Source organism: Mesobacillus jeotgali, assembly GCF_031759225.1.
In the GTDB taxonomy this organism is placed as follows: domain Bacteria; phylum Bacillota; class Bacilli; order Bacillales; family Cytobacillaceae; genus Mesobacillus; species Mesobacillus jeotgali_B.
Genome location: NZ_CP134494.1, coordinates 1918843 through 1934614, shown reverse-complemented (window position 1 = coordinate 1934614; position 15772 = coordinate 1918843). Strand labels below are relative to the sequence as shown.

At 42.8% G+C, this 15772-nt stretch carries 19 protein-coding genes and 1 riboswitch; of the genes, 1 reads left to right on the top strand and 18 read right to left on the bottom strand.

Annotated features, from left to right (window positions below; translation table 11 throughout):
• Nucleotides 1-40: 40 nt before the first annotated feature.
• The 13 genes from RH061_RS09650 to RH061_RS09590 form a co-directional block, all read right to left on the bottom strand.
• Nucleotides 41-994, bottom strand: a complete 954-nt coding sequence (locus RH061_RS09650; protein WP_311075666.1) for an ATP-grasp domain-containing protein — start codon at nt 992-994, stop codon at nt 41-43.
• Nucleotides 995-1018: 24 nt separating this feature from the next.
• Nucleotides 1019-2068: an LLM class flavin-dependent oxidoreductase gene (locus RH061_RS09645; protein ID WP_311075664.1), complete on the bottom strand. Its 1050-nt coding sequence runs from the start codon at nt 2066-2068 to the stop codon at nt 1019-1021.
• A gap of 135 nt (nt 2069-2203) precedes the next feature.
• A riboswitch (SAM riboswitch) is annotated at nt 2204-2308 on the bottom strand.
• An 81-nt stretch (nt 2309-2389) separates the two neighbouring features.
• Complete coding sequence (locus RH061_RS09640) at nt 2390-3571, bottom strand: LL-diaminopimelate aminotransferase (RefSeq protein WP_311075663.1); 1182 nt, start codon at nt 3569-3571, stop codon at nt 2390-2392.
• A 342-nt stretch (nt 3572-3913) separates the two neighbouring features.
• Complete coding sequence (gene clpP / locus RH061_RS09635; protein WP_311075662.1) at nt 3914-4495, bottom strand: ATP-dependent Clp endopeptidase proteolytic subunit ClpP; 582 nt, start codon at nt 4493-4495, stop codon at nt 3914-3916.
• A gap of 20 nt (nt 4496-4515) precedes the next feature.
• A complete protein-coding gene (locus tag RH061_RS09630) occupies nt 4516-5178 on the bottom strand; it encodes a sigma-70 family RNA polymerase sigma factor (protein WP_311075660.1) in 663 nt (220 codons plus the stop codon).
• Nucleotides 5179-5264: 86 nt separating this feature from the next.
• Entirely contained in the window at nt 5265-5963 is a 699-nt protein-coding gene (locus RH061_RS09625; RefSeq protein WP_311075658.1) for a hypothetical protein, read from the bottom strand.
• 121 nt (nt 5964-6084) lie between these two features.
• Nucleotides 6085-6957, bottom strand: coding sequence for a DMT family transporter (locus tag RH061_RS09620; RefSeq protein ID WP_311076338.1), 873 nt, complete (start codon nt 6955-6957; stop codon nt 6085-6087).
• 159 nt (nt 6958-7116) lie between these two features.
• Entirely contained in the window at nt 7117-7524 is a 408-nt protein-coding gene (locus tag RH061_RS09615; protein ID WP_311075656.1) for a nuclear transport factor 2-like protein, read from the bottom strand.
• A 115-nt stretch (nt 7525-7639) separates the two neighbouring features.
• Nucleotides 7640-8164: a cysteine hydrolase family protein gene (locus tag RH061_RS09610; protein ID WP_311075655.1), complete on the bottom strand. Its 525-nt coding sequence runs from the start codon at nt 8162-8164 to the stop codon at nt 7640-7642.
• A 2-nt stretch (nt 8165-8166) separates the two neighbouring features.
• Nucleotides 8167-8862 (bottom strand): AlkZ-related protein, encoded by a 696-nt coding sequence (locus RH061_RS09605; protein WP_311075654.1) that lies wholly within the window; start codon nt 8860-8862, stop codon nt 8167-8169.
• A 349-nt stretch (nt 8863-9211) separates the two neighbouring features.
• Entirely contained in the window at nt 9212-9811 is a 600-nt protein-coding gene (locus RH061_RS09600; protein WP_311075653.1) for a DUF7010 family protein, read from the bottom strand.
• A gap of 79 nt (nt 9812-9890) precedes the next feature.
• Nucleotides 9891-10241: a YolD-like family protein gene (locus RH061_RS09595; protein WP_311075652.1), complete on the bottom strand. Its 351-nt coding sequence runs from the start codon at nt 10239-10241 to the stop codon at nt 9891-9893.
• A gap of 103 nt (nt 10242-10344) precedes the next feature.
• A complete protein-coding gene (locus tag RH061_RS09590) occupies nt 10345-10713 on the bottom strand; it encodes a hypothetical protein (RefSeq protein ID WP_311075650.1) in 369 nt (122 codons plus the stop codon).
• 164 nt (nt 10714-10877) lie between these two features.
• Here RH061_RS09590 and RH061_RS09585 point away from each other — a divergent pair, with 164 nt between their 5' ends.
• Nucleotides 10878-12290, top strand: coding sequence for a LysM peptidoglycan-binding domain-containing protein (locus tag RH061_RS09585; RefSeq protein ID WP_311075649.1), 1413 nt, complete (start codon nt 10878-10880; stop codon nt 12288-12290).
• Between the two features lie 36 nt (nt 12291-12326).
• Here the strand turns inward: RH061_RS09585 and RH061_RS09580 are convergent, their stop codons facing one another.
• From RH061_RS09580 to RH061_RS09560, 5 genes are all read right to left on the bottom strand, one after another.
• A complete protein-coding gene (locus tag RH061_RS09580; protein WP_311075648.1) occupies nt 12327-12503 on the bottom strand; it encodes a hypothetical protein in 177 nt (58 codons plus the stop codon).
• A 20-nt stretch (nt 12504-12523) separates the two neighbouring features.
• Entirely contained in the window at nt 12524-12688 is a 165-nt protein-coding gene (locus tag RH061_RS09575) for a Fe3+ hydroxamate ABC transporter substrate-binding protein (RefSeq protein ID WP_311075647.1), read from the bottom strand.
• A 275-nt stretch (nt 12689-12963) separates the two neighbouring features.
• On the bottom strand, nt 12964-13944 hold the full coding sequence (locus tag RH061_RS09570; RefSeq protein WP_311075645.1) for a DUF2705 family protein: 981 nt from the start codon (nt 13942-13944) through the stop codon (nt 12964-12966).
• Complete coding sequence (locus tag RH061_RS09565) at nt 13937-14848, bottom strand: ABC transporter ATP-binding protein (RefSeq protein ID WP_311075644.1); 912 nt, start codon at nt 14846-14848, stop codon at nt 13937-13939. The genes RH061_RS09570 and RH061_RS09565 overlap by 8 nt, the downstream gene beginning before the upstream one ends.
• Before the next feature lie 12 nt (nt 14849-14860).
• Nucleotides 14861-15640, bottom strand: coding sequence for an SGNH/GDSL hydrolase family protein (locus RH061_RS09560; protein WP_311075643.1), 780 nt, complete (start codon nt 15638-15640; stop codon nt 14861-14863).
• Between the last annotated feature and the right edge of the window lie 132 nt (nt 15641-15772).

Sequence of the window (15772 nt, the reverse complement as noted above, 5' to 3'; positions counted from 1 at the left end):
TTATTCCTCAAAAAAAGCAAAAAAGCAGGGGGATTCCCTGCTATCTTGTCACTATCCCATACTTCGCATCAAGCTCTTTCCTTAAAAAACTTGCCAGCTCGAGCATGCCGAACTTCCCTGCCTTTGCTTCGGCATCTGAATTGTAATTGGTATTCGTGTTGATATCATAAGTAAAAATTTCACCAGACTCATTTCTGATAAATTCGATTCCGGCAACATTAATATTGTTTGATTCTAGTACTCTCTTATATTTTTCAATAACAGGGTCGTTGAACCCTTCAATCACCTGGAATTTTGGCTTTTCTTCAACCTCTTCTCCTACAGGGCAGAACAGGTCCCCAATCTGGCAGGCATCTGCCGGGCACAATTCAAATCCCTCCGAAGTATCGACTCTCACTGCATAGACAAATTCGCCGCCGACGAACTCGCATCTAGTAATATAGCTTTCCGGGGACTGAATATATTCTTGAATGAGCGTCACACCATCAACCGGTTCTTCGAAAGAAGGTCCGCTAACATATGATTTCAATGCATCAATCGATTGAAACAGCTGAACCCCCAGACCTTTACCTGCACGATTGTGTTTCGTTATAAATGCCTTCCCGTCAAATTCCTTTGCAGCATCCAACAGCTGTTTTTTACCAACAGTCGCAATTGTTCTCGGAGTCCTTACTCCATGCTTGGTCAGCTCAAGATATTGCTTGACCTTGCTGACTTCCAGTTCCAGCGCACGCGATCCGTTGAAAACTTTGCGGCCGTGAGCCTCCAGCCAGGCTAAAACCTGGGCAGTATATTCCGGAGCGAAACGGTGGCCCCTTGTGTGAGACGAAGCACTCATCCTGCTATAAAAAATCCCTTCTGGCGGTTCCTTCGATAAATCCAGCAGGCCTTCGTCCAGATGCCATTCTTCATATGGGATTCCCTGCTCTTCAAGCCGCTTTGTTAAATGTATTGTCCATTCACTATTTTCATGTATGATGTATACTTTGGTCATTTTAATCCATCTCCTTCATGTAGATCAAGCAATCTCTTGCTTTCTTTTTGCCTCAACAAGCGGCATTACCTGCTTTGCGAAACGTTCCATTTCCTCGAGCTGCGGAGAAAATTGCAATAACAGCAACCCTAGACCTGCTTCTTCGTACTGTAAAATCCGCTCGGCAATTTGCTCTGGAGTGCCAACCAAATTCGGGCGCAATCCCCTGTTGGATACAGAATAATCCTGCAGCTGGATTTGCTGTTCTAACTGGGATTTGCTCGTAAAATCTTTAAAGCCGGCATAGGCACTTGATTCTTTCACAGTCGTGATACGTTCCAATTCTGCAAATGCTTCTTCCACAGTGTCTCTGCAAATCACATAGGCAGCCATTCCGAACTCCGACAGTTCTTGATTAGACGTAGCGGCTCTACGGTCTTTCATGTCTGTTATTTTCCGTTCAATTTCTTCTACTGTCCCGCCATGCATGACATAGGCATCGCATTTTTCAACAATGGTCTGTTTTCCTTTTGGACTTTCCCCGCCGGCATAAAGAACCGGATTCGGCCGCTGAACCGGTTTCGGGAACAGCTTCGTATCCTTGAGCTGATAATATTTGCCTTCATATGAAAAGTTGTCTTCACTCCAAAGGCCCTTGAGTACATCGATGAACTCTGTAGTCCGGTCATAACGCTCATCATGCTCGGTAAAAATCCCGCCGTACTGGCGCGCTTCTTCCTCCCACCATGCTGAAACCACATTAAGAGTGAATCGCCCGTTGCTAAGCTGATCAATGTTCGCTGCCATTTTTGCCGTGATGGCAGGATTGTGGAAGCCCGGTCTTACTGCAGCCATGATTTCAATTTTTTCTGTTACCGAAGCGAGTGCTGCAGCAGTTGTCCAGGCTTCAAGAGAATCGCGCTCTGGACCTTTTATATCATTTAAGTATAATTCTGCAATTAATGTTGTAGAGTAGCCCCATTGCTCTGCTGATTGAATCACTTTCTTTGTATAGTCAAAGGTAGGTGGCATGTTTTCGTCCTCTACATTCCTAAGCCATCCGCCAAAGATTGGCAGCCAAAATCCGTATTTCATCCTGATCTCTCCTCCGCTCAATTAAACTAACTTTTCCAACCCGTTAAGTTGGTATTACACAAAAAACATAGAGACTTATGAATAAGCCTCTTAAAAAAGCTCCCTTCATAAAGAAGAGAGCTCTTGAATACTCTCTCCTCATCTTTCAGACCTTTAGTCCGCAGGAATTGGCACAGTATTCTTTCAGAACCTGTTGCCGAGGTTTCGCAGGGCCTTTCCCTCCACCTCTCTTGATAAGAAGACATTTAGTATTTAATTTTAGTGCGATAAAGTGATAATATTCTAAATTCATTCAAAAGTCAATTCGTTTATCGAAATATTTTATATTCCAACCGGAAACCCAGACAGAAATTTATTTACCCTTTGAGATGCTTCGATCAGTCTTTCTGGCGGCTGAACCATGGCAATTCTTACATAGCCTTCACCTTGTTTGCCAAAAGCATCACCAGGAACGACGACTATTCCTTCCTCATCAATTAGCTTGAAGGCGAAATCGCGTGATTTCCAGCCAGCAGGAATTTTAGCCCATACGAACATCGTTGCCGGAGAATTGGCCACTTGCCATCCGCTGCTCCTAAACCCTGAAACCAAAGCATCTCGTCGCGCCTCATACTGCTTTAGCTGATCCTTCAAAAAAGAATAGTCAGAAGTCAATGCCGCAATCGCTGCTTTTTGGATCGGGTAAAAAATACCGTAATCGATATGCGATTTGAAGGAAGCAAGAATGCTGATCACCTGCGAATTTCCAGCGACATAGCCAATGCGGCAGCCCGCCATATTGAAAGTTTTGGAGAGTGAATTGAACTCAACCCCAACATCCTTTGCACCCGGTACGGATAAGAAACTAATTTGCGGATTCCCATCATAAATCAATTCAGAATATGCGAAATCATGGACGATCAGGATATTATGTACTTTTGCGAATTCGACCACCTGTGCAAAAAAGCTTCGGTCAGCCAGAGCGGTGACAGGATTTCCCGGATAACTCAAAATCATCATCTTCGTCTTTTCTAATATTTCAAGAGGAATCTCATCCAGCTGCGGCAGGAATTTATTTTTCTCCAGTAAAGGCATTGGATAAATAGTCCCGCCTGCAATCGTCACGCTAGCTTCATAGATTGGGTAACCTGGATCTGGAACAAGTACATAATCACCTGGGTCAATGATCGCAGTAGCAAGATGCGCAAGTCCATCCTGTGAGCCCATTAGCTGCAGAACTTCCGATTTTTCATCAAGCTCAACCGAATAACGCTGCTTGTAAAAATACGTAACCGCCTCATTGAATTCACTAATTCCCTTTAATGTGTATCCATATCTCCCTGGATCCATCGAATATCTAGCAAGCTCCTCCATGACAAATGAAGGCGGCCCAAAATCCGGACTCCCTATACTCAGGTCAATCACATCTTTCCCGTTCATCAGGACAGCCTGCTTTCGGTCAACCACTTCCTGAAAGATACTGGACGTCATTTTTCTAATCTTTTCTGATCCGTAGATATTCATGGACATTCCCCTTTACTGTTCATTAATTCATGATGTTTTCATGGAGGTTGATTCCTCTGAATTTTTAAAATATAAATTCGATTATAACAGTTTCGTTTGATCAGTTCTAGAAAAAAATCAAAAATGACTTGCTGGGCCCACTAACCAGCAGCTGTTAATGCTTTTTGCGGGTAATACCAGTTGGCCAAGATTTAATACCAGTTGAAGCACTTTTAATACTAGTTGAAAACTTTTTAATACCAGTTGTCGACGAAATAATACCAGTTGATCATTACTGTTGGAATTGCAAAAAAACTTTATGAAAACTATTAAACAAAAAGAGCTGCCAGTGGCAGCTCTCCATTAAGTCCGTGTAATAATCTTATCAATAATCCCGTATTCCAAAGCTTCCTGGGCACTCATGAAATAATCCCTGTCAGTATCTTTTGCGATTTTATCCACAGGCTGGCCAGTTCTCTCAGATATAATTTGATTCACGTGATCACGTAGCTTAAGGATTCTTTTTGCTGAAATTTCAATTTCCGTCGCCTGGCCCCTTGCCCCGCCCAAAGGCTGGTGAATCATGATCTCACTGTTTGGCAGTGCAAATCTTTTCCCTTTTGTACCGGCAAGCAACAGCATGGCACCAAAAGATGCGGCCATTCCGATACAGATGGTGCTGATATCGGGCTTGATGTATTCCATCGTATCAAAAATCGCGAATCCTGCTGTGGTTGAACCTCCAGGACTATTAATATAGATCGAGATATCCTTTTCAGGATTATCTGCCTCAAGAAACAGAAGCTGAGCAATAACGCTGTTTGCCACCTGGTCATTGATTTCATCTCCAAGCATGATAATCCGATCTTTTAACAGCCGGGAATAAATATCGTATGAACGCTCTCCCCGGTTTGATTGTTCGATGACATAAGGAATTGTACTCACTATGGTCCTCCCTTTCCTGCTTACGCAGCCATTTTGAAAGTAGAGAGAGGGGAACGGGCGTGCAAAGACATCTCCGGTGAACAGGGAGCAAGTGAAGCGATCTCCTGGATGCTTTCAAGCAGCACAGTCGGATCCTCAGACTGAAGTGATTCACAAAGCAAGTCTGACAGCAGCTTTTCTTCATCCTCGTTGAGTTCCTGATCCACTTGTCGAAGGTTTCCATCGCGTTCGAGCCGTTTTCTGGCCCGGTGAAGTGATGCTTTTATGGCCATTTCCGTTGTCTCCATTAGCTCAGCAATTTCCCGTGATTGAAAACGGAATGCTTCCTTCAACACGAAAATAACAGCCTGCTTCGGCGTCAATTTGGACAAAATCATCTCGACTGTATCGATTACGTTGCCATGAGTGAATGAAGCGAGATCTTCCGATATTCCCGTAATCTCACGGCTGCGCTTCCTGACCGTATCAACCCAATGGTTGTAAGCCATCTTTTTCAACAATGCCGAGCTGATCTGTGAAGGCTCATAATGGCGAATCGCCTTAACTGTCACTTCCTGCAGAAGGTCTTCACCATCCCAGCTGCTCTGCGTTAAAAACCGGCAATATCTCTTAAGATTGTCATAATGGTCCATGACACCGGTATCCTCTGCTATATCCATTTTTCTGAGCTTGTCGATCGACATCCTGTTCACTCCTTTGAACCTCTCTGCCCCTTAAACGGATTGAGGGAGGGGAAAGATACGGCCTGCAAAAATTTTTTATTCTTTCTTCAATATATGCTGGGACCGGATTTAGCCAACTTCTTCAGTCGTTTAATTTTTCTCAACCTAAACAGTGCTACAACTATTGCTATTGTGGTAATTGGTATCAAAGCTAAATATAGCCGGGACACTGGCGGATTTTCGGGAAAACGGTCAGGATAAGTTTTCTTTAAATGCTGGATGAGCAATACTTCAAACTCACTAATTGAGATGCCTTCCGTACTGACTCCCCATTCCTCAAAAAGGCGGACTATACCACCAACAGGACGAATGTTATCCCTGGAGGGAGCATATCCTAAATCGAAATTATACTGAACATTGGTAAGAAGATATTCGTCCGGCTTTAACTGTAAAGGTGGAAAGGATTTTGAATAACCAAATTCGACGATTTCATACCTTCCCTCAGATGGTTGAGACACTCTCATTGAACCTATGATTACTCCATTGTATAGTACAGGCGCAATCCACAAATCGATAGGTCTTATCGTCAAATTCAATTTATTGTCGATTACTAATTGGTTTTCAGCAACAAACTGTCCGATTCTCCATTCTTCCCGATTTCCATCGTTGAAAACAAATGAAAGAAATTCTCTATAATTATCCTTTGCAGTCTCGACAACTTCAGGCGGGACATGACGGTCCACTTCAATCGAGCTAAAACCCATCAACACCATACCCACTAGTATAACTAAGCCTCTTTTTATCATGACCATTACTCCTTTTATTGCCAACTGTCTCCTTAAATAGATATAAGACATATGGTTCCAATCCACATTATTAAGCTGTGGCTTTCGATTTCGCAGTATCTTTGGCTCGGCTTATGTGATTCTATCCATTCTCTGACAAGGATGACAATTTCACTCTCTCTTTAAACGTCCAGTTCACCAGGAAAATTCCTGTGAAAATCAGCGCTCCGCCAGCATACACGTACCATTCAACGACTTCATCTAGCAGTACCCAGCCAGTTAGCACACCAAAAAACGGTGCAAGGAACAAGAAAGCACTCGTCTTGCCAGGGTCGCCCTGATTGATCAAGTAAAACCAAATGGCAAACTGGACGATCGAGGCCATGATCGCCAGCCATAGAATAACCGAGATTGAAATTGGAGTAATCGTCAGCTTTGGTGTTTCCAACGTGATCCCCATTATTAAGAGGAGAATCCCTCCGAAGAGCATTTGATAAGCAGTCAGCACCCAGACATTGAAGCGGCTGCCCCATTGTTTGATCAGGATTGTTCCGATTGACCAGAACACAGCTGCCCCCAAGCCGAAAAGTGTACCAACTGTCAGCTGCAGATGGAAACCTAATGTGTTGAATACACCGATGAACCCTATAATCGCTCCAAGCCATTGAAGAAGCCTGTATCGAATCCCCAGGAAAATCGTCCCCATGATCACAACCATTAATGGATTGGTAAAGGTTAATATCGAGGACTCGCCCGCAGTAATGGTACGTAAACTCAAGAAAATACAGCCCATGACCCCGGCAGTCTGCACTAAACCGATGGTGAAAATCCTTCCCCAGTCAGCCAGCTTATTTGGCTTAACCATTTTCCTGACAAGCACCGCCATCAGCAAACCGGCGATCGAAAATCTTAATCCAACCAATAACAATGGAGAGACATAGCTCAAACCAATTTTGCCTACGGTAAAAGAAGAGCCCATTAGAAAAGTAGTGACAATGACTAGGGCAAAGAACATCAACGGATGAAGATTTTGGTTTTTCACAACGGCCCCTCCTTTTTACAGAAATATATTCTGCTTTAGAGCCCAGATATCCTTTAAGACTCTTTCATGAGTTCACATGCTTCATAAGTTGGTATGAGTATTCACAAATCGTTATTAAACGGCTTAAAAAAACTAATACATCAGCTTTTCTTCTACTCGATATGACACAATTTCTTTTACTTTTGCACTTTTTCCAGCGCTCGAAAATTTATAGACTTCACAGAAAGATAGTGTGGAATGATCATCAAATACGAAGATTCCATTTACCGCACCAGTCGAACCATGTGTAATGATGTTTTGAATCTGTAGCTGAATTAACGAATTGATAGTTTTTTGATTCAAAGCATCCTTTAAGGCCTCTTTTCCAAAAAAGCTCTTATGGCCAGCAATCTTCCAGCGAATGTCATCCGCCATATTTTCGCACAGGCCAATATAATCTCTCGTCGCCAGAGCAACCGTGATTTCCTTTAATATCACCTTTTTGGGTGCATTGCCACAATCTTTTGGGCAATCAATCTTAAGACTTAGAGGTATTTCCACGTTCGTCTCTCCTTCACAAAATGCTTCTAATTCGAATAGAGCCTCATCTATTGCCTCACTAGAATAATAGACCCTTAAAAGTGGTTACCCATATGAACATTCTAATCCATTTCATTCAAGTGAAGTGAATTTCGTGGCTAGAGTGCACATCTGCAAACCAGCGCATTGTTCCATTGTGATGGTTGATGATTTGCTGTGCTGTCAATTCTTCATTGGGCCATGTGCTATGTAAATCGGAAACCAAAGTAAGCTTATATCCTTTACTGAATGCGCTTCTGCATGTTGTATCTACACAAATTTCTGTTTGAATGCCAACTAGATAGAGATGTTCAATCCCCTTTTCTTTCAACTTTTTGTCAAGGCTTGTTTTTAAGAAGGAGTCCGATGTGGTTTTTTGAATAATCATGTCTCCCTTTTCTGGGTAAATTTTCGAATGGATTTGCCAACCATATGTTCCGCTTTCCAATGGATATCCTGATGTTTCATTATGTTGGATATATACAACTGGTATTTTGGCAGAACGAGCACGGGCTATCAGATCCTTGATCCCTTTCAGCAGCTCATCTCCATTGAAAACCGATTCCCCTTCCAGAAACATTCCGTTCTGAACGTCAATGATCACTAATGCTTTGTTTACCATTCTCATTCCCCCAGTATTTTCTTCAGCTTCTTTACGGCGTTTTCACTGGCAACACATTGAAAATGATTCAAAAGGTATTCTCTTGCCTTTCCTTTTTCCACAGCCACCACTTCGACTTTATTTTTACTAGACCAGGAATCGTAAGTTTCAAAGGATGTGCTGCTCCAGCCATTCTTTTCACCTTCCGCATTTGTCTTTTCCTTGATTCCTGAAATGACAATATCCATCGTTCCCTGCAGTTCCAATAAAGCATTGTCAAACACCTTTTTGTGCTCTTTCTCTCTTAATCCCGCCAGAGTCCTCAACTCTCTTGTATCTATGACCCCTTGTTCACTAATGGTTCGGTATAGTGTCAAAGCTTCTCTCGATACATTTCCTTTTTGGTATCGTTCTTCAACTTTTTCATAACTGCCTAAAACAGCCTTGAAAAATGGCAGTAAATCACGTGAAATCAGAACGGACTTTTTCTTAATGAACTTTCCATAGCCTGCGACACCCTCAACAGCAAATCTTGTCCGCCAAATCCACGGGTCAAATTCTGTATCTGAATGCCACGACTCAGGAGCAGTAATTGTATTAAGCGCGGGGAATTCAGGTACCAATCGAGCCAGCGGGAGAAAACCAACTTCTTCTATAACCTGAATCGCTTCTTCATATGTTTTTATACTGTAATCCTTCAATTCTGACAGCTCCTTCAAATATTAACCTGCCTTGTATTTCTATAACCTGAATATATCCCTTCAACTAAGAGAAAACGGTACTTCAGCAATCAGAAGCACCGCTAAAAATTCACCTTATTTTTTTAACATGCTCACTATTTTCAATCGTGATCAGCCTTTTCGCCATATTTACATACAAACCATTTACTAACACGTACTTACAGATAGCGAAACGCGGAATTTTGGATCATCATGCGCCCATACAATCCTCGCAGTATTTTTCGCAACAAATGGCTATTCTCGTAAACTTCAAGCTTGGCACAAGCCCGGATAATTTCCTGAGTTTAGTCTTCTGACTTCAATATCCATTAATCCCCCATTTATAAACTTACATTCTGATTGAAATATCTTTCTCTGCAATTGTCCATTCTTTCTTTACCACTTTTGCTTCCTTCATCAGCCAGAACAATGTAATAGAATAAACAATGATAAGTGAAAAAGGAATGAGTGAATAAGCTTGGTCCATCCAGCCGAAACCGATCACAGAGGCAGCCAGGACAGTGGCAACCGTTTGGAATATATATCCCTTGCTTCGGTAAATGGCTACATACGGCAAAAAATGGGCACCCGTTAAAACACCGACAACGAACGGAATCCAATCCGGCTGCTGGTATGCTATAAGAATGATGAGCGGCGCGAAGAAGATTTGGATACCACCCACTAACCCGCCGATAGTTGAAAGCGGATTATGTGTGGCGAGAAAATTTACGTGTACAACTTTTGAAACCAAAATTCCTAGAGGCAATACCAGACCTATGCCGAACAGATAAATCCAAACCATGATTTGATGTGGCACAAAAAGTCCTCCAACTCCCATCAACAGCCAGAAAATAATTCCCGCGATAAACATGGGATACCCTTTGCCAGCCTCCGCTGATAATTCCGTCCTAAGTTTTTCAAAGTTCAAATGAGAAACATCCTGGTTCATAACCGAATAGCCCCCTTCAAAGGAGAATGTTTTAATAACCTATCCTAAATATAAATTACAGAATGTTCTTTTAAAAGAATTATTTTCCATGTCCCTCGATCATCTCCACAGCGACAATATCCTTGAACTTCATGGAAACTGCACTTCCATCATCTGTCACCATTCGTACTTCCTTCCTTATTGGATCAAGATAATGGACATGGCCTTTTTCTTCATATGTAAATCCATCATCCCACTTTGTGATCTGCACTAGGTATGTATATTCCATGGCGCGGCAAATTTCATTTTCCATTTCCTGAATTTCGTATTCGTCGAGCATTGGCCGTGGCTGCCGCAGGTCATCACGTGCTAGTTCCCTTAATAATGCCCGATGTTCCGGCATAAAGTGGGCAGGCATAAATTTCATCTTTCCTCTGTCTCGTATTCTCATGCTGACCATCCTTTCGGGAGTACTTAACATTATTATATCCCGAACAAACGTTCGCAAACTAGATAAATTTATTTTTTCCGTAAAAAAAACCGGCCTGAGCCAGTTATGCAATCACTTCATGATATTTAAAATAAGTCGAGAGTTTGGAATCAACGTGATCCTTCCACCCATCCAATGGTACATTCAAATTCTTAAGTATTTTATAGGCATGGACCCATGCACTCATTTCAGCCGTAATACGATAAGACCAGTCATTCAGCCATTTTTCATAGTCGAGCTCGTCATTGACAAAATCAATACAATGGCCAATTTCGTGAGCAAAGGCATATACATTTTCCAACGTGGTTGATAATGGAATCGTTATGGACATGTTTGGGTTAAAATTGATTTTCTTCTTAGAGTCATAAATCACTTTGCAGTTCAACTTCTCCGCCTCTTCTACTAAAAGTAAAAAAGTGCCGTACGTAACCATACCATTTTCCCCTTTATTCTTTATAGTTTTCTACCTATTATATACGAAATGAGGAAAATGCATACCCCTTTTTCTCAATTTTCAGAATTTGTTACGTTGAAAATAGGACATCTTTTTGCCGCATATGTTGTTAAGAGGTAGTATTACTAAGGGGCTGATTTACTATGAAAATACATGTCGTTAGACAAGGAGATACTCTTTGGAGACTTGTCCAGGGATACCAAACAACCATCAACCAAATCATTCTAGGGAATGAACTCGATAATCCGAATGTGCTGGTGGTAGGTCAATCGCTTGTTATACCTGAAAATAATCGGGAATATATCGTCCAGCAGGGTGATAGCTTATGGTCCATTGCCTCTCGCTACGGAGTCACCGTACAGGAAATTGCAAGCTATAATAATATCTCGGATCCTTCTCTTATTTTTGTCGGACAAATGCTTCAAATGCCGTATCTGCTTCATACCATCCAGTCTGGCGAAACCCTGTGGGCGATTGCCCAGAGATATGGGGTAACTGTGAACCAAATAGAAGCCGCCAATAATATTTCTAATCCAGCTGTCATTTATCCCGGTGGTGTTCTAAGGATTCCAGCGCCTGCAAAGCCTGTAGTTGAAGTGAATGCATATATTACGAGGATGGATGATATAGGCAGAAGAAATGTGCTTTCTCGTGGCCACCTTTTCACCTATCTTGCTCCTTTTTCATATAAAACGGGCGAAGATGGATCACTGATGAATCTACAGGATACAAATGTTCTTCAAGCGGCAACTAGGACCAACACTTCACCATTGCTGACAATTACTAATGAAGCGGATGGCTCTTTCAGCTCGGACCGGGCAGCTGCTATCCTTCGGAATCCAGATGTCCAGGACACACTGTTAACCAATATCCTCGCTAAAATGAAGGAAAAAGGCTATACCGGCTTGAATATCGATTTCGAATACGTCTATCCAGAAGACCGCGAAAACTATAACAACTTTTTAAGAAAAACCGTCGCTCGCTTGCATCCTGAAGGCTATACCGTTTCGACTGCTCTGGCTCCAAAACAAAGAGCCGATCAGGAGGGCCTTCTGTATGAAGCACATGATTATGATGCTCACGGCGAGATTGTCGATTTCGTTGTGATCATGACATATGAATGGGGATGGTCCGGCGGAAGGCCTTGGGCAATCGCACCGCTCAGTGAAGTAAGAAAAGTATTGGACTATGCCGTAACAGCCATTCCGCGAGATAAAATCATGATGGGTGTTCCGCTATACGGGCGTGACTGGCGAATACCATGGGTACAGGGCACCTACGCCAGGACCGTCAGCCCAAAAGGAGCCGTCGAACTGGCTGCACAGCAGGGCGTCAATATCCAATATCACGATACTTATCAGTCACCATTTTTCCGCTACACCGACGCAGACGGCCAGCAGCATGAAGTCTGGTATGAAGACGCAAGAAGCGTCCAGGCCAAATACGATACTGTAAAAGAGTACGGACTTCGCGGTGTAAGCTTCTGGGTGCTAGGACCCTCCTTCCCGCAGAACTGGCCCGTGCTGCACAGCAATTTCAGGGTTAGGAAGCTATAAGTACAGAAAATCCTGCGATTTAGCATCGCAGGATTTTTATATGCCATCAAATATTGACCTCGCAAGGAACCTGAAAAGATAGAAAACCAGTCGGAACGGGAGAACGATCAACTCCGGAATCCAGAATAAAATATCAAAAACCAAATCCCAAAAAGTATAGCTGCCATCATGCTTCTTTTTCCTTCTCTTTTCTGACCGTTTTTCAACAAACATCCCAGGTTCCTCCCGTAAATTTACTTATTCAAGCACACTTCGCAAATTATTTTTCCTTGATACTTGATAAATGCCTTGATCTCCGTCATCCCCTTTGTTTCCGGGTACCTCATTTTCACGAAAATCTCTTCATTCGCTTGAATTTCCTTCTTGCATACCGAGCACTGCGGCGTGATTTTGAACATGCACCTCACCTCGGTTTTTAATACGTTCATAGCTGCAAAAAAGTTTCAACCTTTTGCAAAATTCAAAAAAACATGTCAACCGGTGATAAAATTACTACAACCGTACGTAAATTCTGTCTAACCGGCGAAAAAACTGCCGCAGCCGTTAATATATTCTTCCCAACCGTTAAAAAAAAGCCGCAACCCTTAAATTACCGTTAGATTATCTGCTGAAACAATTCCCTACCCCATAAAATCACCAAAACCCTGGCCAAAAAGGCCAGGGTAAACACATTTTAATATATATCCTGCCTGATAAAGACAGCAAACGAAACAATCAACGCTGCCAATCCCCAAATGGTCAAAATCACTAGCGAAAATCCTAGCGTCATCCCTTCAATTGGCGGTGCCTGCCCGGACAGGTATCCGGTCAGATTCAGGTTGATCATGAACAAGTATTTTGCTTGCTCCCAGGAGGAAACCATATTGCTGAGAATGGCTCCGGATATCAGCGCGGCGAGCATGACGCCCATCCCGGCTGGCGTATTCCGGATCAACACAGATAGCATAAATGTGATCGTCCCGACAATCAGCGCCACAAACCACACTAAGCTGAATTCCATCAACAAATACTGCCACTGAGGGATCATCTGTACAGCGTTTGTATTCAGTTCATTGCCTTCGACATTGAATCCGGTTATAACAGGGGCCGACCATCCTTGGTAGCCAAAAATGAGACCAGATATCAAGTAGGATAGAATCCCAAACAGAAGCACGATGATCGAGACGGATAATACCAAGGTGATGTATTTACTCATCAAGATTCTCCAGCGCTTCACCGGTCGTGTCAGCAAAAGTTTCACTGTGCCCGCACTGCGTTCCGAAGAAACAATGTCGGCTGCGACCACCATGATCATCAATGGCAGGAACAGGTTGATTGAATGCTCAGCAAACACCCTTGCAAAGCTAGGTGCACCCGGCTCCATTGGATTCACATTGTTATCAAGATAATATTGCTGCTGTTGGATTCGCAGCTGCAGTTCGCTTTTCCACTCATCAGAAATTCCGCTGCTTGTGATTCGGTTTTGTGTATCGATGATTTGCTGCTGCAGGGTCGTTCGCCAGTCTATATCTCCAAAACGCTCAAGCCTTCTTTCAATTTCCCTGTATTGTGAGTATGTAAAAAGAGCTACAAGCACTGCAATGATTCCCGCCACCACTAGAATCCTTTTTTTACGGACAATCTTCAGCATTTCATTCCTGACGAGGTTAATCAATTGACTCACCTCCAGTCAGTTCGAGGAAAAGGTCTTCAAGTGCAGGCAGCTTTCTGTTCATTTCGTTCACCTGTACCCCTTTTTCGATCAGCATCCGATTCCAAGTTGCGGCTTCGTTTTCAATATAGGGTGTGACCAATGCATCGTCAGGTCCATCCGAGACTGTCGTCACACCAGCTAAAATCTCTTTTGCCATATCACGTGGTACGGCTTGCCAGATGACTTTTTCCTGCAGGGCCAAAAGGTTTTCAACATAGTCCACTTTGATAACGGAACCCTTTGAAATAATCGCAACCCGGTCGCACATTAATTGTATTTCACTCAATAGATGGCTTGATACCAATACGGTCAATCCTTCTTCTTCCGCCAGGTAACGAATGAAATTACGCATCTCCCTTATCCCCATTGGATCCAATCCGTTAGTCGGCTCATCCAGAATTAGGACCTTTGGTTTCCCCAGCAAAGCTTGGGCAATGCCGAGACGCTGCCTCATTCCAAGCGAATACGTACTGACACGATCATGAATCCGTTCATCCAATCGCACCAGTTCCACAACATAATTCATATGCGCACGATCCACTTCAGGAAGCATCCTCGCAAAATGCTCGAGATTCTCCCATCCTGTCAGATAGGAATAGAGCTCAGGGTTTTCGACGATACATCCCATCTGCGCCATCGCCTTCGTAAAATTCTTCCGGACATTGTAGCCGCCAATCTCAATCGTACCCGAACTAGGTTTGATCAATCCTACAAGCATACGGATTGTTGTCGTTTTTCCTGCACCATTTGGGCCAAGAAATCCGAAGACTTCGCCTCGTTTCAAATCAAAATCGATTCCTTTGATAATCTCCTTTTTGCCGATTGTCTTTTTCAGCCCTTTTACAGACAGCGTAATCTCACTCATACTTCTCCCCCCTTACCATGTAATCAAAGATGCGACCCGTTCCGCGATCAGCTTGTAGCCTTCAGCATTCGGGTGGAATTTATCTGTGTATAAATAATCGTTCACACTGAGCTGGAATAAATCAAAGGTCGGCACATAGACGGCTCTTTCATTCTGGTCAAGCAGCTGATTCGTATCGTAATTCCAATCGCGGACGATTTTCGTTGTCAGTTCGGAATCATTCAAATCAATGAACGGATTGTATAATCCAATATGAAAAATGACAGCCGAATCATTAATGGTCCGCAATTCTTTTAAAATGGATCCAAGGTTATTCAGATAACTTTCTTTCGCCTGGGCAATTTGCTTCTCATCCATTTGCAAAAACGTTTGCCCACTCTGGAACAAATCATTTCCGCCAATTGTTATTAAAATATAATCTGCGTCCTTAATTTTCCTCTGGATTTCTCCTTGTTTCAGCTGGTCTAACAGCTGATTCGAACGGTAGCCTTTAACCCCGTAGTTATGTATCGTGATTTTTTCTTTCGATTTATCCTCTAGCTCTTCAACGAGATAGCCAATATAGCCTTTGCCTGAATCATCCCCTGTTCCGCGGGTCAGCGAATCTCCAAGGGCCACAACTACCTTACTGTCTTTATCACCCTCATTTTCAACTGGCTTTTCCTGCTCGATCGCTCCAGTTGCTCCTTTGCTGAAAAATTGATTTTGGATTGTCCACCCTAGGCCAAACAGCATCAATATCAATGAAAGCATTGAAAAAACCAGAGTCAAACTTACCGAATACTTCTTCACCTGACCACCCTCGTTCCACTAATTGGTAAGCTTTATTTTATAATAATTTCTTCAGGAATAAAAATGATAATACTGTGGCGAATGTGCTGGTTGGGTGTGCAACGTTTAGAACGCAAAAAAGCGCGCAGCTTT